Genomic DNA, 19,548 nt, shown 5'->3' on the forward strand with positions numbered 1-19,548 from the left:
CACCGTGCCACCTGACACGGTTTCAGGGTCAAGTCCATCCTCGTCACGGCTCCAGTTGGGTGAGGTCGAGCTGAGCCAGCCGGTCGGGATCGGACAGGATGTCGATCGTGGCGATCCTGCCGTCGCAGACCGTGAAGCTCATGACCGAGATCAGCTCGCCGTCGATGGTGTTGACCAGGCCGGCGAGACCGTTGACGAGCGCCGGGTGGGTGGTGGCGCTCGTGGCCATGCGCTGGAAGGTGGCGAGCTGTCCCGCCACGGCCGCGGCGCCCCTGATGACCCGCATGCCGCCGGTGAGCGTCCCGCCGTCGGCGCGCAACGTCACGTCGGGGTTGAGGATGGACACCAGCGCGGCGAAGTCGCCGTCGCGGGCGGCGGCGAGGAAGGCGTCCACCATCCGGCGCTGACTGCGCAGATCGGGGTCGGGATTCGGGGTCGCGCCGCGGACCCGCAGGCGTGCCCGGCTGGCGAGCTTCTTGGCCGCCGTGGGAGTGCGGTCCACGATGGGTGCGATCTGCTCGAACGGCATCCCGAACATGTCATGGAGCACGAACGCCAGCCGTTCGGCGGGGGTTAGGGATTCCAGCACGACCAGGAGCGCCAGGCCCACAGAGTCGACCAGCAGCACTTCCTGCTCCGGGTCGGCGGCATCCGCGCGGCTGATCATCGGATCGGGCAGGCGTTCCTCCAGCGACTCCTCGCGTCGAGACCTGCGGGCGCGGAGCATGTCCAGGCACACCCGGCCGACCACGGTGGTCAGCCAGCCGCCGAGGTTGTCGATGTCGCCCGAGTGCGAACGTGCCAGCCGCAGCCACGCCTCCTGGACCGCGTCCTCGGCCTCGCTCAGCGAGCCGAGCATGCGGTAGGCGACCGCCTTCAGATGAGGGCGGTGCCCCTGGAACCGGTCGGCAAGGAAGTCCTGGGGTGTCACGGTTGCATTCCTCTCATGTCAGCCACGTCAGAGCGCTGACGCATCAAACCGGTGAAAGGTGACCGTGAACGCGTCCGGTCACCTTTCCTGCGGACCATCCGTCATGCCGGCGACCAACACTCACTCACGAAGGGTTGCCGACGATGAGCAGGACGGATGTCCACGGAACGGTCGCGGACGGCTTCGAGCAGGTGCGCGAGGAGTTCGCCGCGATGGTGGCCCGGCAGGACGGCCAGGCGGGCGCGCAGCTGACGGCCCATGTGTACGGCAGGCAGGTGGTGGACCTGTGGGCCGGGGACGAGGTGAGCGGTGACACGCTGACCGGGGTCTACTCCTCCACGAAGGGTGCCGCGACGCTGGTGGTGGCGCTGCTGGTGCAGGACGGGGTCCTCGATCTCGACGAGCCGGTGGCCCGGCGATGGCCGGAGTTCGCCGCCGCCGGCAAGGACGGGATCACGCTGCGGGACGTGCTCACCCACCGCTCCGGCGTCATCGGCGTCGACGGCGGACTGTCGGCCGCCGAGCTGGCCGACGACGCGGTGATCGCGCGCCGCCTGGCCGGGCAGCGGCCGTACTGGAAGCCGGGCTCGGCTTACGGCTACGGCGGGTTCGTCTCGTTCGCCATGGTGAACGAGGTGATCCGGCGGGTCACCGGCCAGTCGCTGCAGCAGGTCTACGACGAGCGCCTCCGCGCCCCGTACGGGCTGGACTTCTACCTGGGGCTGCCCGAGGCCGAGGAGCGCCGCTTCCGGCCGATCCGGTGGTGGGCCACCACCCCGGAGGAGGAGGCCGCGTTCTGGGCGGACGTGCCCGGCCCGCACAGCATCCCCGGCATCGGGTACGGGCTCAACAGCACGCCGCCGCTGGACCAGGTGGCCTTCGCCAACACCCGCGCCGTCCGCGCCAACGGCCAGGCGTCGGCCGGCGGGGTGGGCAGCGCCCGCGGCCTGGCCGGCCTGTACGCGGCGGCCGTCTGGGGCATCGACGGTCACCCCCCGCTGCTCAAGCCGGACACCGTCGGCGAGTTCTCCATGTTGCACTCCACCGGCGGCGACCTGGTCCGCGGCGACCAGGGCAACTACGCGCTCGGCTTCCAGGCCAAGGGCCTGCGTTACCCGTTCCTCAGCGCGAACGCCTTCGGCCACGACGGCTCGGCGGGCTCGGAGTCCTTCGCCGACCCGCGCAGCGGCATCGCCTTCGGCTACACCCGCCGCCGCTTCGGCTTCGGCTGGTCCTACCCCGAGCACGACCGGCTGGCCGCGGCGGTGCACGACGCCGCGGCACGCCACCGTGCCACCACCTCCTGAGGACCTCACATGAGTACACACACCGCACCCCGCCCTGAGCGAAGCGGCCTCGCCCTCCTGGTGATCGCCGCCGCGCAACTGCTGATGGTGATGGACGGCACCATCGTGACCGTGGGCCTGCCCGTCATCGGAGCCGGCCTGCGCATCGACGAGGCGGACCTGGACTGGGTCCTCACCGCCTACGCCCTGGCCTTCGGCGGCCTGCTGCTGGCGGGCGGCCGGGCCGGTGATCTGTTCGGCCGGCGCAGGCTGTTCCGCGCCGGACTGACCGTCTTCCTGGCCGCCTCGCTACTGGGCGGCCTGGCGGGCAACGAGAGCGTGCTGATCGCCGCCCGCGTCCTGCAGGGCCTCGGCGCCGCGATCGTCGCCCCGGCCGCGCTGTCCCTGCTCGCCGACACCTTCCCCGCCGGGCCCCGGCGCAACAAGGCGCTCGGCGTGTACGGCGCCATGGGCGGCCTGGGCTCGGTCGCCGGACTGCTCCTGGGCGGTGCGCTCACCGAGTACCTGGGCTGGCGCTGGATCATGTTCGTCAACATCCCCATCGCGCTCCTGGTCCTGGCCGGCACGTTCGCCCTGGTGCCCGGCACCCGTGAGCGCGGCGGGCTCGACCTGCCCGGCGCGTTCACCGCGACCCTGGCCCTCGGCTCGCTGGTCTACGCGATCAACCGGGCCGGGTCCCACGGCGCCGGCGACGGGCTCACCCTGGCCTTCGGCGCGGTGGCCGTGGCGCTGCTCGTCGCGTTCGTGGTCATCCAGCGTGGCGCGCGCAGCCCGATGCTCCCGTCAGGCGTCCTGGCCGACCGCGGCCGGCTCGGCGCCAACCTGGTCATGCTGCTCATGGGCGCCGGGCAGCTGGCCACCTTCTACTTCCTCACCCTCTACATGCAGACGGTCAAGCAGTACTCCCCCATGATCACCGGCCTGGCCTACCTGCCGTTCGCCGTCGGCATCGGCATCGGCTCCGGCCTCGTCGGGCCGGCGCTGCAGGCCCGCACCTCCACGCGGACCGTCCTGGCGACCGGCATGGCGGTGGCCGCCGCGGCGATGGGCTGGTTCGGTCTCCTCACCCCGGACCAGAACCCCCTCCTCGTGCTGCTGCCGGCCCAGCTCGCCGGGGGCGTCGGCCTGGGCATCGGCTTCGTCGGCGCCACCATCGGCGGCGTCCAGGGCGTGGCGTCCCGCGACTCCGGCATCGCCTCCGGCCTGGTCAACACCAGCCAGCAGATCGGCGGCGCACTCGGACTGGCCGTCCTGGCCGGCATCGCCGTCACCGCCACCGCGAGCCGGCCGCCGCGCACGTCCCCGCACGACGCGCTCACCAGCGGCTACACCGCCGGCATGCTCGGCGCGGGCGCGTTCTACCTGGCCGCCATCCTCGCCGCCGTCCTGCTCCTGCGGCCGCGCCCCGTCAGCCGGAGCGCCGAGCCCCTCGGCAGCACCCCTCGCTGACCTCCATCGCCCCGCCGGTCACGTTCGGCCCGCGGGATCCGTCATAGCGCCGGAACACCGTTGAACCAGAAAGGAACCCCACCACCATGACCAGCACCGAGCAGCAGCACCGCCAGTCGCGCCTGTCCAACCCCGCCGTGCTCGTCCCCGAGCTGAAGGAGATCGGCGGAGCCATGTTCAGGGCGACCGGGAACGGCTCCGTCCCGGAGGTCACCATCAGCCTGCTCCAGTTGCGCGCCGGGCAGATTGTCGGCAACACCTACCTTACGGTCCTGCACACCGGCAACCTCCGCAAGGCGGGGGAGACGGAGGAGCGCATCACCGCCGTGGCGTCCTGGCAGGACGCCCCCTACTTCACCGACGCCGAGCGCGTCGCGCTCGCCCTGGTGGAGGCCGTCCTCACCGCGAACCCGGCCGCCGAGCGCGTCTCCGACGAGCTGTACGAGCGGGCGCGCGGGCACTACGACGAGAAGGCGCTCGCCACGCTCGTCATGGCCATCGGCCAGGTCTGCTTCTTCATCCCCCTGGCCCTCATCGGCAAGCCGCTGCCCGGGGTGTCGCCGACGGAGCAGTGGAGGCAGTAGCCGGCGGACTCGCTCAGGGTGAGGACACGGTGTCCGCGCCTCACCCTGAGCGCTCCCGGTGCACCGAGTTCGCGAAAAGGAACGAATCATGCAAGCACGAATGACCTACCCCGCCAACCTGGTGCCGGACGCGGAACCAGCGATCCAGGCCCTCTTCCAGGCCTGCCGGAACGACTTCTCGCGAACCGATCACGGTTTCTGATGGACTGGCACTACGGCATCGGGCTCGTCGACCGAAGCTCGGTGACCGACCGCGACAGGGCCGTCTACGCGCGCGTTTACGAGGGCACACTGCCCCAGGTGGCCACGGGCGTCCGCGACATCGTCACCGTGGACAAGGCGCTGCACTGGTTGTGTGAGGAAGACCCCGAACTGGTATCCCGGTCGTCGGCCCAGTTCTTCGCCTGACGGCTCCGCGCCGGGAACCGTGTGGTCGGTGGCCCGGCCGGACGCCTACCCACCGAGCATCACCAGTTCGATGTCCTCCAGGTATTCGGGGTCGGCGAGCAGGCCGACGTGTGTGATCCGGTCGTTCGCGATGGTGAAGGCGAAGACGATCCGTGGCCGTCCACCGGGCGCCCACACCAGACCCGGCACCCCGTCGATGAGCGCGAGCTCGGCGGCCTGAGCCCGGCCGGCGAAGGTCTCGGCCACGCCGTCCGCCCCTCGTACCAGCCTCGACGCGCCGGAGAGCACGGCGGTGCGGTCCGCGCTGATCTCCACGTCGGGGTCGAGCAGCGCGAGCAGGGCCGCGAAGTCACCGTCACGGGACGCGGCCCGGAAGGCGGCGACGATCTCCCGCTGTCTGACGGAGTCGGTCCCGGCCTCCGGGGCCGCCGGGTGCTGTACGCGACGGCGGGCGCGGCTGGCCAGTTGCCGGGCCGCGGCCGGCGAACGGTTCACGATCAAGGCGATCTCGCCGAACGGCACGGCGAACATGTCGTGCAGGACGAACGCGATTCGTTCCGCCGGCGCGAGCATGTCGAGCACCACCAGCAGAGCCAGGCCGACCGAATCGGCGACGACCACCTCGTGCTCCGGATCGTCCGTCCCGCGAAGGCCGGCCATCGGGTCCGGACCGGAGACGCGTAGCGGCTCCTCGCGGCGCGTCCGGCGATCGCGCAGCATGCTCAGCGCCACCCGTGCGACGATCGTGGTGAGCCAGCCCGGCACGTTCCGAACGTCCTCCACGCCGGCGCGGCTGAGCCGTAGCCATGCCTCCTGGAGCGCGTCGTCGGCCTCGCTCGCCGAGCCGAGCAGCCGGTAGGCCACCGCCCACAGATGGTCGCGATGCTGCTGGAACCAACCGGCCAGCAGGTCTTTCTCCTCCATGACGCCGTCCCTCTCGTGCTGTCCGTAACAGATGACGGAAACGACCGCGCAGATGTGACAGGCGGCGCGCTGTCACAACCTCCCCTCGCGGCGAGTCATCAGGGCGGAAGTCCAGCCGATGAAGCGGAGAAACACATGCAGACACGGATGAAGAATCCCGCCGCCGTCCTGCCGACGGCGATGGCGCCCATCCAGGAGCTCTTCAAGGCCGCCCGTACGGGCGGCGTGCCGGAGACCACGCTGGGGCTGGTGCACCTGCGCGCCAGCCAGATCAACGGTTGCGGCCCCTGCGTGGAGTCGGGGGTCCGTAGCGCCAGGAAGAGCGGCGAGAGCGACGAGCGGACGGGGCTGGTCGCCGCCTGGCGGGAGACGCCGTACTTCACCGACGCCGAGCGGGCCGCGCTGGCTCTCACCGAGGCCGCCACCCGGCTCGCCGACCGCAGCGACCCGGTCCCCGACGACATCTGGGACGAGGTGGCCCGGCATTACGACGAGGCGGGACTGGCCGCGATCATCCTGATGGCCGCGGTAACGAACCTGGCGAACCGGCTCAACGTCACCACCCGGCAGCTCGCCGGCCAGAAGTGGGGCTGAGTCGCATGGCGAACACGACGGAGGGCTCATGACCGCGCGTACCTTGCCGCGACGGCTCGCCACAGTCCTCTACTGGTATCTGGCCGCGTCGTTCTTCATCGGCTTCGTCACCAAGTTCTGGCCCGGGCCGACCTTCTTCGGTCCGGCCTACGCGGAGAAGTTCGTCGACTGGGGCTGGCCGCCGTGGATGCGGTTCGTGGTCGGCGCCCTGGAGCTCGTCTTCGGGCTGATGATGCTCGTCCCGCGGCGGCGGGTCAGGTTCGTCGGTGCGGCGGGGCTGGTGTTCGTGCTGATCGGCGCGGTGACGACCCACCTCATCGACGTCGCCCCCTTGTATGAGGAGGTGTCGGCGCCGCTGCACCTGATCATCATGATCGGCGTGGCGCTGGCGAACTGGCCGGCGGACTGGCGGGACCTTCTCCACCCCCTCGACGACCGGAGCGTCCGCGCGGCGCCGGGCCCGCCGGTGGGACGGGCGTCGACCGTTCGGTAGGAGAAACCGGCACGGCCATGATCAGACACGTGATCATGGCCGTGCCGGCTTCAGCGCGTCACTGGCGTGGTGCTTCCGTCGCGGGAGGGCTGGAGGTCGACGATGACCTCGTAGATGCTGGGCCGCGCGGTGACGTGCAGGCCGGGGTCATTGAGCAGCCGCTGCGCGCTCTCCTGCCATTCGGGTCTGGCCAGCGCCTCTTCGAGCCGCCTCCCGCTCTCCCAGTGAGCCACGTTGACGAACCGCAGCTCGGCGTCGTCGATCAACGATCGGTGCAGCCGCGCCCGGACGAATCCCGGCTGTCTAGCCATGATCTCGGCGTTCTCCATCCACAGCGGCAGGAACGTCTCCGACTCCTCCACCGGGACGGTGAAGGCGTTGATCATGGTGATCGGCTCGTCGACCGGTGTCTCGGTACGGGTGATCGGTACTTCATTCACGATTTCTCCCTTGTGATCGGTGAGGAGAGGGTCAGTTCGCCATGCCGATGACCTGCTCGACCGATTCCGGCCGGTCGAGCACCGCGAGCATGGCGTGGGCCACGTCGGCGCGTGAGACGTACCGGCCGCCCGGCACGTTCTGTCCCACCGCCGTCCGGTAAGCGCCGGTCAGCGGCTTGTCGGTCAGTTGCACCGGCCGGAGCACCGTCCAGTCCAGGCCGCTGTCGCGCACGACGTCCTCCATGACGGCCAGGTCGAGGTACTGCGGACGGAGCGTGGCCTTGACGATCGGATACACCACGTAGCGCAGGAACGGCCCGTCGCCGGGGTCGTGCCGGGGCGGGTTGGGTCGGCCGGGAGAGGGGGTGGTGCCCACCGGGGCGGCGCTCACCACGACCAGCCGACGGGTCCCGGCGACCTGCATCGCCGCGAGGATCGCCTTGGTGCCCTTGGAAGCCACCCCGGCCGCGGCGTTGTTCGGCGGGCCGAGCGCCGACAGAACGACATCGGCTCCTTCGACGGCAGGCAGCAGCGTCGTGACGTCGGCCGTGGCCAGATCGGCGGCACGCACGACGCGGACCGGCTTCCCGTCCAGCTTGGCCGGACTCCGTACGACGGCCGTGACGTCGTGCCCCTTGGCCAGAGCCTGGTCGAGCAGCTGCCGGCCGACGCCGCCACTGGCGCCGAAGACGGTGAGTTTCATGGACGATTCCCTCCGGGTTCGTGAAAGGGGGTTGCCGAGGCAGGCGATCCCTGCGTGGGCGGCGACGGCCGGCGGGAGAGCCTCGAAGACGCCCCAGTCGCTGACATATACGGACACCCACTTGCTCGCGTTTCGTCTTCGCCTGTACGACGACGCGGGCACGGCGAAGGTGACGACTCTCGCGAGGTGTCGGCGGCCGAGCCCGTCCCGTCGCCTCCATGACCCGGCGCACGGCGAGAATGTGACAGCGGGAGTGGCCACATTCGTCGGATCTCGGGAGTCATGGTCATGACCAGCAGACGACCAAGCAGGCCGGCCGATGGTGCGTGACCTACAAGCGATGCTGGACGCGATCGGCGATGTGACCCGGTATCGGGTCGAGTGGCGGGCCCCGCCGGTCGACTTCCCACCACATGAGGCGGTGTATGCGTTCTTCCTGCGCCGGTCGCGGCGTGGTCTGCCCGAGCGGCTGGCCGGGAGGTTGCGGGGGTTGCGCCTGCTGGCTCAACGGGCAGAAGCGGCATGTCGTGGTGGATACCCTCGGGCTGCTGTTGTGCGTGATGGTCACCGCCGCGTCCGTGCAGGACCGCGACGGCGCATCCGGTCCTGTCGCTGCTGCGCGAGAAGTTCTCCACCATCACGCTGGTCTGGGCTGATGGCAGCTACGCCGGACGGCTGCAGGTCTGAACCCGGCAGATCCTCGGCCTGGCCGTCACGATCGTCAAGCGCAACGACGACCTGCGAGGCTTCGCGGTGCTGCCCCGCAGGCGGGTGGTGGAAAGGACGTTTGCCTGGCTGGTCCGCTACCGCCGCCTGGTGCGTATCTATGAACGCTCGGGAGGGCGGCCGCGGGCGTGGTGAACGTCCTGGCCGTACGGGCGCTGGCGGTGATCGGCGAGAGCCACGTGCTGTGGCCGTATCTGGAGCCCGGGTTCCGGCCGGCGGTGGAGAGCGGCGTGCTGTCGGGAGTGGAGATCATGGTCCGCCCCTGGGACGACAGCGGCCACGCCCGAGGCGCCGCCACCCTGGCCCTGTCGGCGACGGTCGCCGCGCGCTGACCGGTGGCTCCTGCTCCGCGTCCGGCGTGCGGACCCGAGCGCCGGGTCTACTCCTCCGGCTCCCAGGCGCGGAGCAGGTCAAGCAGCCCTGCGTCTCCGTCAACGTGCAAGGAGCCGGCCGGGATACGGTCGTACAGGTAGAGGACCAGTTCACTGGCCGTGCCATGGATGGAGGCGCCGGCTGCGTCCGATTCCTCGCCGGTCGCGGCAGCGGGCGCGGGGATGCGGGTAGAGCGTGCGCCGTCGCCGTCGACCGTGAGGCGCCAGGAGCGGCCCTCGGCGGCGTGGAAGTCGAAGGCCGTGGGCCTGTGCGGCCAGGCGCTGGGCGTCGCGACGCAGGTGAACAGGAACTCTTCGACACCGTCGAGGGCGACCTCGGCCGGCACCGGCTGCGGGGCGTCCGCGGCGAGCTGGGCGTCGTACGTGTGCACCGCGCTCTCCTGAACCCTGTGCCGGGCGACTCCGCCGGAGGTCCGTGGCGTCTGCAGGGCACTCCACCACGCCCAGCAGCCGGCGTCCGGGCCCGCCTCCCGCAGCACGTCCAGCAGAAGTTGCGTCGACTCCTTCAGCCAGGCCAGCAGGGCCTCGCGCTCCCGCGGCACTTCCAGAGCGGCGCGCGCGGCGGCGGCTTCGGCAGGGGGAGCGTCGGCAGGCCCCGCGCCGACGATGGCGGCCCAGAAACGGTCTCCCCCACCCAGGTGCTTCACCAGATCAAACAGCTTCCACTCGGGGCAGGTCGGCACCTGTGCGTCGAGACTGGGTGCGGCGGCGACCGCGGCCCGGAAGGCGGTCGACCGTTCATGGATCAGTCGCAGCAGGTCAGGGAACTCAAGAGTCTTTTCCACGCGGGATGTCTATCACCGTCGATCCCGAGACCGGTAAGCGGAGCGGTTCACTCAATGCGCACGAGGGTGTCCCATCCCGGCTCTGCGTGAGCAGGACCGTCGACGCGCGGTCTACCGGAAACGGTAGTCGGGCCGGTCGAAGGTGTGCACGTGGTCGTTGCCCAGCACCTTGCCGGCCGCTTCCAGGACGGCCTTCGGAGTGTCCCTGGTGAAGTACGCCTCCGCGTTGACACCACGGGACTCCGCCGCCCGCTGCAGATGTGTGAGGTCGCCGATGGTCTTCGACAGATTCTCAGCCTTGGCGGGGCCGCCGACCTGGATCAGCTCCCCTTTGGGCCCCAGCACGTCGACCTTGGCGACGCCACCCTGCCCGTTGGGCAGGGTGTAGCGGATCTCGGTGTCCTTCAGGGCACCGCCTGCACTGATCGAGGCGGCCCGGTTGTCCCTGGCCAGGCTGCCGCCGGTGAGGTCGGCGACCGCCTTCTCGTTCTGGAAGCCCTTCGCGGCACGCATCTCGCCCGCGCTGGGGCCTGCCATCGAGCGTACGGTCGAGGGCGCCTCCGGCTTGTAGGCTCCCTGCCTCGGTTCGTACGTCTGGGCCGGTCGCGGCTCGTAGCCGCGTGAGACCTCGGGCGCGGGCTTGACCAGCCCTTCGGAGGCTGAGCCCGGCCTTCCCCCTGCCATGCCTCCGGCGACTCCGGACACGAAGTCCTTGCGAACGGCTTCCTGCCCGGCTTTGGAGGCGGCCTCGACCTTGGACTCGGGCCCCACCCGGCCTTCGGTGACGTACCGGCCGGCCTGGTATTCATGCGGGACCAGGACATTGCCGATGACGGTCGGTTCCTTGGTGTCTCTCGTGGGCAGCGCCTTCTTGCTCTCCAATTCCTGCTCCACCTGCCGGGGCGAGATCTTGGCGGGGTCGAGAGGGCCGCGGCCGAGTTCCATGACGAGCTGGGAGTAGCTCTTGCCGGACCGCTGTTCGAGGTCGGCTCGGATCTGGGACTCGGTCCGTCCGTCCGGGCCCGGGGTTTCCGGTTTGCCGGCCTTCTCGCCGGTCTTGCCGGGGTTGCCGGTTTCTGGGCCCTTGCCCGGCGTACCGGCGTCCTTGGACTGGCTCACGCGCGGATCGGCGGTCTGCGTCGCATCTGCCGGAGAGGTGCCTTTGGAGGAGGTGGCCTCCGGGCCGCTCATGCCACCGGCGCCGGTGGGCTGCTGTTCGCCGCACAGCTGTACGGCGTTCTCCGAGACCGGACCCCGCTGGACCGCGTCATCCCACTGCGCAGGTTCGTTCAGTTTGCCGGGCAGCGTACGGTTCTCCGGGCTCGCCAGCCCTCCGGCGTTCCCGGAGGCGTGACTCGGCGTGTCAGGCAGGTCGGGACGATCACGATCGTCGGGCCCGGAGGCGGACTGTTCGCGGCCCTCCGGCTTGGGCTGCTCGGTGGTCGATTCGCGGGAGTTCAGGCTGGGCCGTTCGGAGCTGGCCGCGCTCTCCGTCCCTTCCGGTTTGTCGGTGGAGTGTTGGGTCTGCTCGAGATCTCGTTCCGACATGGCCGCTCCTCCTATCCCGTGCCGAGTTCCTTCTTGCGGAAGGAGTCGATCTGTTCGGGGTTCGCCGACGCCTCGGCGGGGCGGGCCGCCAGCCCCGGCTCGGGCACCTGGGTGGAGGTGTCCGACTTGTCGGGAAGGGAGATGGTCCCTTCCTTTGACTCGTGCTGCTCGTGGTCGGAGCCTGGGGTGCCGCGCTCGCTCAGGTACTCGAATCCCAGCGTCTTCTGCTCGAAACCTTGCGGTGCGTCAAGGCGGGCCCCCAGGTCGATGCCCTCACCGAACTGCGTCTTCGACGACCCCTCCGCGAGCATGGAATTACCCAACGCCTTCTCGGCGGAGACGTCGGCTTTGCCGCCGACTCCGATGTCGAGGCCGCCGGTCCCGCCTCCGCTGGCGCAGAACTTCTGCGCCTCGGCCAGCTGTGCCCCGGCCGGATCGTAGGCGCGCCGCATCGCCGCCGCGGTCTCACTCGCCCATGGCATGCCCGATGCCTCTATCGCGTCGGCGGCCCGTTCCATGCCCTCCCGATGGAACTGTTCGAACTCCGCCTGGCGCTTGTCCCGCTCCTGCAGGGCGCGATCGCTGTCCTCACCTGAGCGCCGGCCGGCCATCACAGACCCGCCTCCTCGATCACCCTGGCCACGATGCGCCGGCCGCTGCGTGGAGCCTTGCGGCGGTCGTCGGCGAGCATCTGCTGCTCGAAGCAGAGGCACACCCTGCGGGCCGCCGTGTCCAGTGCCGTTCTGGCCGGTTCCGGCAGCTCATCGGAGGGGAATTCGATCAGTTCGTACGCGGCGTCCTGACAGACCTCCCAGGTGCGGCGCCGCCGCTTGTCCTCCGAGACGGCGTCGATGCTGTCGGCCTCCAGCCATCCGGGCTGATAGCGGCCGCTGTTGACCAGATCGGCGACCGCCGAGCGGTACAGGCACAGGGCCGGGTCCTGGGTGCACACCAGATGACAGGCCGGGTACGGCTCGCCCTGTCGGGCATGCAGGCGGTGGGCCGTCTGCTGCAGCGCGCCGATGAGCGCGGCCTCGTCGCGGCCCTGGTTGTCGAGCCGGTCCAGCAGGACGGCGCGCAGCCGGTCGCGCAACTCGGCGGTGTCACTGTAGGACCAGGCGCGCTGGGCTCCGCGCCGGGTGGCCAGCCAGTCGGTCCCGTGCCCGGCGAACGCCCGCAGCAGCGCGTCGGCGGGAACGGTGGGCGGGCGCCGGGCGCCAAGGGTGGAGACGAGGTCGTCCCACAGGCGGTCCAGGGCGCCCGCCTCGTCGATGACGGAGGTGACGAGGCGGGAGGTGACACGCTGGACGTACTCGTCGCCGGCCAGCAGCCGGGCGGTGTCGCACGTCGCCGGATCGGCGCACGTCTCGGCGCAGAACGGCCGCGGCAGGAAGAGCGCGGCCAGCGAGCCTTCCTGCCGCCAGCGCGCCATGTGCTGCTGCACCCGGTCGTCCTGCGGGGGCTGCGGCGACAGCGGGTCCTTCACCAGCGGCATTCGTACCAGCAGGGGCGCGTCGTCGCCCCCGCCGAAGACGGCGGCCTCGCCGGTCTGAAGGGTGATCAGGGCCTTGGCCTGCTGTTCGTCCATCGCCATGGCTCCGGCCAGCGCAGTACGGTCATCGGCTGCGATGATGCGATGCGCGATCTTCAGGTTGGTGTTCTTGATCACGTCGGGCGCCAGCCGGACCGGCACCTGGTCGGCGATGACGACCCCCTGGCCGTAGGCGCGGATCTCCGACAGCAGGTTGGAGAAGGTCTCCACGGCCTGACCGCGCGGGTTGCCCGACTCCTCCGAACTGTCCGTGCGCACGTTGGCCAGCAGCCGGTGTGCTTCCTCCACGACCAGGAGGTGCACCAGGTCCTGGCACTGGCCTCGGGCGCGGCGATGCTCGGCCAGGCGGATCAGCAGCAGCCCGGTGACGAACGCCTTGTCCCCCTCGTCGCCCAGAGCGTCGAGTTCGACCACGGTCGGCCGGTCGAACAGCACCTCGGGCGGCAAGGACCGGGCCACGTCGAGCATCGCGCCCTTGGCGCCGTGGCGCAGCGACTCCAGGCGGGTGAGCAGGGCGGCGCGCATGTCACCGGCGATGCGGTCCTCGTAGCCCAGTGCGGGGATGACCTCGCCGACCTTGGCGATCAGATCGGTGAGAGAGGGGAAGGCGTCGTGCGTCCCGGTCAGCTCGCCGAGCCGGATGTTGGCGTTGGTACGCAGATCCCAGCCCCGGTCGACGTACACCTCGTGCAGGCACCGTTCAAGGATCTGGGGGAGCGGGGTCCACATCCCGAAGGCCGCGTTGAACACGGCCCTCAGCAGGTCGAGATGCTCGCTGACGGTGGTGCCCGCCGGCACCTCGAACGGGTTGAGGACGAACGGCGCGACGGTGGCCTTGCCGGCGGTGAAGATCTGCACGTCCCGGCCGAGAGCGGGATGGTCGATCAGAGCGCGGTACTCCGTCTTGGCGGGTTCGATCACCATGAACGGAATGCCCTGCGCGCCCGCTTCCACCAGCAGGCCCATGATGGTGTTGGTCTTGCCCGAACCGGTGGTGCCCGGGACGAAGACGTGGCGGGTGAGCGAGCGCAGCGGCATCGTGTAGGCGCCGCCCATCGGCTGACGATGCTGGAGCACCTGCCCCAGGGGCACCTGCGGCTCCCCGCTGTCGACCCGCGGGACCACCGTGTCGAAACGTGCCGCTCGGGTGATCGCGAAGCCGGGCGTCTCCAGGTTCGGCAGGTGCACGTATGCCGACAGCTGCGCCGAGCTCAGCAAGGTCTGTGCTCCGTAGGGGTGCTGGTAAAGGTTGGGTCCAGGCTGCTCGGGGGCGTCGGGCAGCGCCCAGCGGGCTCCCAGCTCGGCGGCCAGGGGGTGCGGGATCGTACGCACCGGCTCGGGGATGGACCTGATGCCCGAGTGCACCGCCCGCCATGCGGCGGCCAGGGCGGTCAGGTCGCCGGAGGCGGCACCGAACAGGTACACGGCCGTGCGCCAGCCGCCTCGGGCCTGGGCGTCGGACAGTGCGTCCAGGCGCGCTTGCAGCATGCTCAGGTAGTGCTCGGCCAGCGGGCTGCTGATCCCCGCCGCATCCACGGCCACGGCGACCGCCCGCATCTCGTTGAGCACCCGGTTCCGGTCGGCGCCGAGGGTGTCGGCGTCGACCGGCGTGGCGAGCACGAGAGCGGCCCACCGCAGGCCGTTCATCGACCGCACCAGCCGGTCGATCGGCAGCCCTCCGTCTCTGGGGTCCACCGTGGCCGGGCTGGGCACGCCGAGCACGAGCGCGCCATGGTCCAGCCGTGGTGTGGCGACCCCGGCGGCGTTGATGCTCAAGGCTGGGTAGCAGCCGTCCAGGACGGCCAGCAGCATGGCCTGCCGTGCCTCGGCTGCCGCCTCGACCGCGGTGTCGTCCGCCGCTCCCGGCCCGTCGCCGGCCCAGGTGCCCATCCGCACGGACACGTCGTCGCCGTGACCGTCCAGCAGGAACGCCACCGGCGTGCCCGCGCCGGCCAGGCCGACCAGGAGAGGCAGCGTGGGAAGGGTGAAGCCGGGCTCGGGAGCCCGCTTGCCGTCCGGCGGCGAGAGGTCCGGCTCCGGTACCGATTCACGCACCGGCTGCCCGGTTCCGGCGATGTGGACGAGGCGGCGCGCGGCCAGGGGCGCCATGCTTCCCGTGGCGCCGGGCAGTGGTGGCATGAGCCGCACCCGCTGGAGATAGTCGACGGCGGCCGTGCTCACAGGATCGACGGTCATGACAGCTCCGGTGGCCATGGAGATGAACACATGGAGATGACGCTGCTGAGGATGATCGTGACAATGATCACGAAGAAGGTGATGACCACGACGGCCACGACGATGCGCAGCCGGCGATAGGACTTGGCGCGGACGCGGGCGTTGGTGGTGAGGTTGGCGACCTCCTCGACTCGTAGCGTGCCTTCGCGCCACTTACCCTCGACGGTGACGTGGTCGCCGTTGCTCAGAGCGCCCACGAAGGACAGGCCCGTCATCTCCACGGGGATCGGGGTCAGACGGTTGCCGCTCGGGTCGTACCGTTCGATACGGAAGTGCCAGATTTCTTCTTCGATATCGGTGTTTCCCAGCGACCGATCCCGGCGTTGCTGGAAGTCGCGGACAATGCCGGTGAACCGGGCGGTCTGACCGGCTTGACCTTCCGCCGGGGCGGGCATGTCGCGGGCCGGCGTGGAAGGTGCCGCCGGTTGCGGCGCCGGCGCTGGTGCCTGGGGCCGCGCCGGTGCTGATGCGTGGAGCGGCGGGGGTGGTGCGGGCGGGGGTGGGCGCTGCTGGGCGATCGCGGGCTTGGCACACGCGGGACAGCGCTCCGCGTCCGATGGGACCGGTTCGCCGCAGGAGTGGCATGGGCGGGTCAGCGCCGCTCGGCAGCGTTCGCAGTATGCCGAGTCGGCGAGGCTCTCGTACCCACAAGATCGGCAGTGCATTGTTCCCCCAGGTCAAGGATAGCCCGTGCCTCTTGGGAGGGTCACGTCCACTCCTTCTTGGACAGGCTGCCTTGGGTACGTCGTTCCATGGAGGCGCGGGTGCGGGGGTCCCAGTGCAGGGGGACCGGGACGATCGGTCGAGGGCGCCTGCTTGGCTGCGCGGGAACGTGGCCCAGGTGGTGGCGGTCCGGTCGGGAGACGGATCAATGTCGTACGAGTTGAGGGTCTCCCGCACGGTGGAAGCGGCAACCTTGATACCGGGCGCGGCCGGCTCATCGTGAATGCGCCGGTAGTCCCACGAGACGTTCTCTCACCTGCCGTTGCATCACCATCAGCCGGTGCCGCGACACCAAGATTTCGATTTCCTTGTCACGATCGGTTCGGGGGAGCAGCCCCAGGAAGGAGAAGGCGGTCGTGACCGTGAGGTCAAGCGCAACAACGTGATCGACCCGCCATCCAGGAGATCGCCCGTTTGAAGGCGGGCGAACATCCACATCGACCCGCACGGCCCTCACGACATCGACCACCACGCGATCCTGACCGGCCACCGCTGAACTGCCTCGCCTCGCCCCGGGGCCCTGGCCTTACCCGGCGTTACTCGCGACGGACACCGCCTTCTCGACATCCACCCCCGGATACTCGCCGCGGCGATCGGCGCCGCCCTCTACGCCCTGGCCGCGCGAGTCATGCGCATCACCGAGTTCAGACCACCGCCCTCCAGACGCCGGTCAGGCCTTGACGGCGAGCCCGCCGTACATCGAGACCATGGAGTCCTCCACGAGCAGCGCCTGGTCGTCGGGCCGCCACCGGTGCACCGGCACCACACCCGGCTCGATGAGCTCGAACCCGGTGAAGAACTCCTCGATCTGCGCTCTGGTACGGGCCTTGGACATGATGCCGCGCCGGTTGTACTGGGCGACGGCCTCGCTCACCAGCCTGCTCGGCGCGCTGTCGAGCGTGATGGTGGACAGGGCCAGGAAGCTGCCCGGCGGCAGCGGCTTCATCAGGTGCTCGATGATCGAGCGGACGTCGGAGTCGTCGCGGATGAAGTGCACCACGGCGATCAGGCACAGCGCGACGGGACGGGTGAAGTCGAAGGTGTCGCGGACCTCGGCCGAGCCGATGATGGCGTCGGGGTCGTTCAGATCGGCCTGAATGTAGCGGGTTCTGCCCTCCGGGGTGCTGGTGAGCAGGGCGCGGGCGTGTACGAGGACGAGCGGGTCGTTGTCCACGTAGATGACCCGGGCGGCGGGGTCGGCCTGCTGGGCCACCTCGTGCAGGTTGGGCGAGGTGGGCAGCCCGGTGCCGATGTCGATGAACTGGTCGACGCCGCGCTCGGCCGCCAGATGGCGGGTCACCCTGACCATGAAGTCGCGGTTGGCGCGTACGGACGTCGGCATGTAGGGGGCTATCTTGATGACCTCCTCGGCCGCCGTGCGGTCGGCCGCGAAGTTGTCCTTGCCCCCCAGGAGGTAGTCGTAGACCCGCGCCGAGTGCGGCACGTGCGTCCTGAGATCGACCCCCGTCCGCCTGTCGCCGGCCACCCCCGCACCTCCATGTTGATCAACTGCCATGTGTCCCACGTTAGCGGGATTCAGGGGGCGGGATCCGGCGAATCCCACCTGGAACGACAACATCCCTGGCTCAGCGAGAAGAGGGCTCGCTCTTCTTGCGGGTGTGGCGGTCGGGACGGGGGAGCGGCCCGCGGAATGGTCGGCGGACGTCTCGGCCGCCCTGGCGGGGTCGCCGTCGAAGAGCGGGTCGGCGGTGGCGCGCAGCGCGTGCAGGCTCGGTTCGAGGACCTCCCACCTTGTTCACGCGCATGGGGCCGAGGATTGCGCTTGGGACTTGTGGCCGGGTTGAGGCTGACTGGCGACGACCGCCGAGCGCGCGGCCGGCAGCGTCGGCCGTACGTGCGCTTTCATGGCCGCCCACGCTGGGAAGCGGCCCCTTTTCCCGGTCTCCCTCCCGCGAGTGAGAGTGCTTTCTCGCACGGGTCACTTCAGCGCGCCCGCCGTCATGCCCGCCTGGATCCGGCCCTGGAGGAGGGCGTAGACGATGAGGATCGGCGCCATGGCGATCGTCAGGCCCGCGAACAGCCCCGAACGGTCACCGGCGTAACCCTGCTCGACCGCCAGGTTGGCCAGCCCCTGGGACAGGACGAACTTGTCGTCGTCGCTGACCAGGACCAGGGGGATCAGGTACTGGTTCCACTGGCCGATGAAGTTGAAGATGCCGACGCTGATGAGCCCCGGCCGGGCCAGCGGCAGCATGACCCGGAAGAAGATGCGCGCCTCGCCGCACCCGTCGAGCTTGGCGGCCTCGGCGACCTCCTCGGGCAGCGTCCGGAAGAAGGCCACCAGGAAGAACATCGAGAACGGCAGCGAGTACGCCGTGTACACGAGGATGAGTCCGGGCAGCGAGTTGCCGAGCCCGAGGTTCTGGACGACGAAGAACAGCGGGACCAGCGCCATGAAGACGGGAAAGGTCATCCCGGCGATGAAGAAGTAGTATAGGACGTTCTTGAGCCGGAACTCGAAGCGGGCGAAGATGTAGGCGCCCATGGCCGACAGCAGCAGCGTCAGCGCGACGCCGCCGCCGACCACGACGACCGTGTTGCCGAAGTACGTCCCGATCGAGGCGGTCTCCCAGGCGCGGGCGAAGTTCTCCCAGCGCAGGGCCCCGGGCAGCGACCACGCGTCCGCGACGATCTCGGGATCGGACTTGAAGGCGCTGACGACCGCCCAGACCAGCGGCAGGACCGACACCACGGCCCACAGGACGAGGAACGCCTGCGCGACGGCGACCGTCGGGCCGACGGAACCGCGCCGCCCGGACCGCGACCCGCGCGGGCCCGCGGCCGTCCGCCCGCTCACCCGCTCATGCGTGGCGATGGCCATCAGAATTCGATCCTCTCTCGGCGGGTCGCGGAAAGCGTGAACGCGGACAGGGCCAGGGTGACGCCGAAGAGCACGACGCCCATCGCCGAGGCGTAGCCGAACCGGCCGTAGGAGAACGCGTTCTGGTAGAGGTAGAACGAGCCGACCTGGGTGGAGTCGTTCGGCCCGCCGCCGGTCATGATCTGCACGACGGCGAAGGCGTCAAGGGCGGCGATTCCCAGGTAGACGGCGGCCGTCCTGATGTTCTCCCAGATCAGCGGGATCGTGATGCGGAAGAAGACCTGTGTCCTGGAGGCGCCGTCGAGCACCGCGGCCTCCAGCAGTGAGGCGGGGATGGCCTTGATGCCGGCGGTGAACAGCACGACGTAGAAGCCGACGCCGTTCCAGACCAGCACGGCGAGCACGGCCCAGAAGGCCAGCCGTTCGTCGCCGAGCCACGACGGCTGCACCCCGCCGAGGCCGACGGCCCGCAGCGCGCCGTTGAGCAGGCCGTTGATGGGGTTGTAGACGTTCATCCACAACACGCCGATGATCGCGATCGACAGCACGTACGGGAAGAAGTAGACGACCCGGTAGAAGGCGGCGCCCCTGACGCCCCGGATCTCCCCGCCGCGGGGGCCGCCCGCGACGTTGAGCATGAAGGCCAGGAACAACGCCAGCCCGATGGTGACGAGTGGCAGCGTCACCAGGAGGATCACGTTGTTGCCGAGGGCCTTCCAGAACACCGGGTCGCCGGCCAGTTCGGCGAAGTTGCCGAGCCCGACGAAGCCGAGCTCGGCCGACAGGCCGCGCCAGTCGGTCAGGGCGATGTAGAACGCCTGGACGTAGGGCGAGGCCACGAACACCGTGTAGAGGAGGACGGGCGCGGCCAGGAAGCCGATGATGATGCGGCTCTGGTGCCGGTTGCGCATG

General features: G+C 70.2%; 21 protein-coding genes and 1 pseudogene. 8 read left to right on the forward strand and 14 right to left on the reverse strand.

Features of this window, described 5'->3' with window-relative positions; translation table 11 throughout:
- Positions 1–43 precede the first annotated feature (43 nt).
- The gene (gene sigJ, locus ACWCSU_RS42965) at positions 44–931 is read right to left on the reverse strand and encodes an RNA polymerase sigma factor SigJ (protein WP_449942311.1); all 888 of its coding nucleotides are present in this window, start codon (positions 929–931) and stop codon (positions 44–46) included.
- 143 nt (positions 932–1,074) lie between these two features.
- Here sigJ and ACWCSU_RS42970 point away from each other — a divergent pair, with 143 nt between their 5' ends.
- From ACWCSU_RS42970 to ACWCSU_RS42985, 4 genes are all read left to right on the forward strand, one after another.
- On the forward strand, positions 1,075–2,238 hold the full coding sequence (locus tag ACWCSU_RS42970) for a serine hydrolase domain-containing protein (protein WP_449942312.1): 1,164 nt from the start codon (positions 1,075–1,077) through the stop codon (positions 2,236–2,238).
- Between the two features lie 9 nt (positions 2,239–2,247).
- Complete coding sequence (locus ACWCSU_RS42975; protein ID WP_449942313.1) at positions 2,248–3,687, forward strand: MFS transporter; 1,440 nt, start codon at positions 2,248–2,250, stop codon at positions 3,685–3,687.
- Between the two features lie 86 nt (positions 3,688–3,773).
- Complete coding sequence (locus ACWCSU_RS42980) at positions 3,774–4,271, forward strand: carboxymuconolactone decarboxylase family protein (RefSeq protein ID WP_449942314.1); 498 nt, start codon at positions 3,774–3,776, stop codon at positions 4,269–4,271.
- Positions 4,272–4,472: 201 nt separating this feature from the next.
- On the forward strand, positions 4,473–4,679 hold the full coding sequence (locus tag ACWCSU_RS42985; RefSeq protein ID WP_449942315.1) for a hypothetical protein: 207 nt from the start codon (positions 4,473–4,475) through the stop codon (positions 4,677–4,679).
- 45 nt (positions 4,680–4,724) lie between these two features.
- Here the strand turns inward: ACWCSU_RS42985 and ACWCSU_RS42990 are convergent, their stop codons facing one another.
- Positions 4,725–5,603 carry a sigma-70 family RNA polymerase sigma factor gene (locus ACWCSU_RS42990; protein ID WP_449942316.1) on the reverse strand — a complete coding sequence of 293 codons (879 nt, stop codon included), beginning with the start codon at positions 5,601–5,603 and terminating at the stop codon, positions 4,725–4,727.
- 135 nt (positions 5,604–5,738) lie between these two features.
- Here ACWCSU_RS42990 and ACWCSU_RS42995 point away from each other — a divergent pair, with 135 nt between their 5' ends.
- Both ACWCSU_RS42995 and ACWCSU_RS43000 read left to right on the forward strand, forming a co-directional pair.
- Positions 5,739–6,197, forward strand: coding sequence for a carboxymuconolactone decarboxylase family protein (locus tag ACWCSU_RS42995; RefSeq protein WP_449942317.1), 459 nt, complete (start codon positions 5,739–5,741; stop codon positions 6,195–6,197).
- A gap of 28 nt (positions 6,198–6,225) precedes the next feature.
- Positions 6,226–6,690, forward strand: a complete 465-nt coding sequence (locus ACWCSU_RS43000; protein ID WP_449942318.1) for a DoxX family protein — start codon at positions 6,226–6,228, stop codon at positions 6,688–6,690.
- Positions 6,691–6,740: 50 nt separating this feature from the next.
- Here the strand turns inward: ACWCSU_RS43000 and ACWCSU_RS43005 are convergent, their stop codons facing one another.
- A complete protein-coding gene (locus tag ACWCSU_RS43005; protein ID WP_449942319.1) occupies positions 6,741–7,130 on the reverse strand; it encodes an antibiotic biosynthesis monooxygenase family protein in 390 nt (129 codons plus the stop codon).
- 31 nt (positions 7,131–7,161) lie between these two features.
- Positions 7,162–7,833: an NAD(P)-dependent oxidoreductase gene (locus ACWCSU_RS43010; protein ID WP_449942320.1), complete on the reverse strand. Its 672-nt coding sequence runs from the start codon at positions 7,831–7,833 to the stop codon at positions 7,162–7,164.
- Positions 7,834–8,258: 425 nt separating this feature from the next.
- Here ACWCSU_RS43010 and ACWCSU_RS43015 point away from each other — a divergent pair, with 425 nt between their 5' ends.
- Complete coding sequence (locus ACWCSU_RS43015; protein WP_449942321.1) at positions 8,259–8,489, forward strand: transposase; 231 nt, start codon at positions 8,259–8,261, stop codon at positions 8,487–8,489.
- Positions 8,490–8,687: 198 nt separating this feature from the next.
- Positions 8,688–8,891 (forward strand): hypothetical protein, encoded by a 204-nt coding sequence (locus ACWCSU_RS43020; protein ID WP_449942322.1) that lies wholly within the window; start codon positions 8,688–8,690, stop codon positions 8,889–8,891.
- Between the two features lie 47 nt (positions 8,892–8,938).
- Here ACWCSU_RS43020 and ACWCSU_RS43025 read toward each other — a convergent pair whose 3' ends face one another.
- The 10 genes and pseudogenes from ACWCSU_RS43025 to ACWCSU_RS43070 all read right to left on the reverse strand — a co-directional run bounded on the left by ACWCSU_RS43025 (position 8,939) and on the right by ACWCSU_RS43070 (position 19,547).
- Positions 8,939–9,736: a maleylpyruvate isomerase family mycothiol-dependent enzyme gene (locus ACWCSU_RS43025; RefSeq protein ID WP_449942323.1), complete on the reverse strand. Its 798-nt coding sequence runs from the start codon at positions 9,734–9,736 to the stop codon at positions 8,939–8,941.
- Positions 9,737–9,847: 111 nt separating this feature from the next.
- On the reverse strand, positions 9,848–11,284 hold the full coding sequence (locus tag ACWCSU_RS43030; protein WP_449942324.1) for a hypothetical protein: 1,437 nt from the start codon (positions 11,282–11,284) through the stop codon (positions 9,848–9,850).
- A gap of 11 nt (positions 11,285–11,295) precedes the next feature.
- Positions 11,296–11,895: a hypothetical protein gene (locus tag ACWCSU_RS43035; RefSeq protein WP_449942325.1), complete on the reverse strand. Its 600-nt coding sequence runs from the start codon at positions 11,893–11,895 to the stop codon at positions 11,296–11,298.
- A complete protein-coding gene (locus tag ACWCSU_RS43040; RefSeq protein ID WP_449942326.1) occupies positions 11,895–15,032 on the reverse strand; it encodes an ATP-binding protein in 3,138 nt (1,045 codons plus the stop codon). The genes ACWCSU_RS43035 and ACWCSU_RS43040 overlap by 1 nt, the downstream gene beginning before the upstream one ends.
- Positions 15,029–15,466: a hypothetical protein gene (locus ACWCSU_RS43045; RefSeq protein ID WP_449942355.1), complete on the reverse strand. Its 438-nt coding sequence runs from the start codon at positions 15,464–15,466 to the stop codon at positions 15,029–15,031. Before ACWCSU_RS43045 ends, ACWCSU_RS43040 begins: the two co-directional genes overlap by 4 nt.
- 147 nt (positions 15,467–15,613) lie before the next feature.
- Positions 15,614–15,736, reverse strand: a pseudogene (locus ACWCSU_RS43050) (double zinc ribbon domain-containing protein); the annotation flags it as partial.
- 272 nt (positions 15,737–16,008) lie between these two features.
- The gene (locus ACWCSU_RS43055; RefSeq protein WP_449942327.1) at positions 16,009–16,263 is read right to left on the reverse strand and encodes a hypothetical protein; all 255 of its coding nucleotides are present in this window, start codon (positions 16,261–16,263) and stop codon (positions 16,009–16,011) included.
- Between the two features lie 201 nt (positions 16,264–16,464).
- Positions 16,465–17,310, reverse strand: coding sequence for an SAM-dependent methyltransferase (locus ACWCSU_RS43060; protein ID WP_357708167.1), 846 nt, complete (start codon positions 17,308–17,310; stop codon positions 16,465–16,467).
- A gap of 423 nt (positions 17,311–17,733) precedes the next feature.
- On the reverse strand, positions 17,734–18,636 hold the full coding sequence (locus tag ACWCSU_RS43065; protein ID WP_357708168.1) for a carbohydrate ABC transporter permease: 903 nt from the start codon (positions 18,634–18,636) through the stop codon (positions 17,734–17,736).
- The gene (locus ACWCSU_RS43070) at positions 18,636–19,547 is read right to left on the reverse strand and encodes a carbohydrate ABC transporter permease (protein WP_357708169.1); all 912 of its coding nucleotides are present in this window, start codon (positions 19,545–19,547) and stop codon (positions 18,636–18,638) included. The genes ACWCSU_RS43065 and ACWCSU_RS43070 overlap by 1 nt, the downstream gene beginning before the upstream one ends.
- Between the last annotated feature and the right edge of the window lies 1 nt (position 19,548).

The sequence above is a fragment of the Nonomuraea sp. NPDC001699 genome, assembly GCF_053596455.1.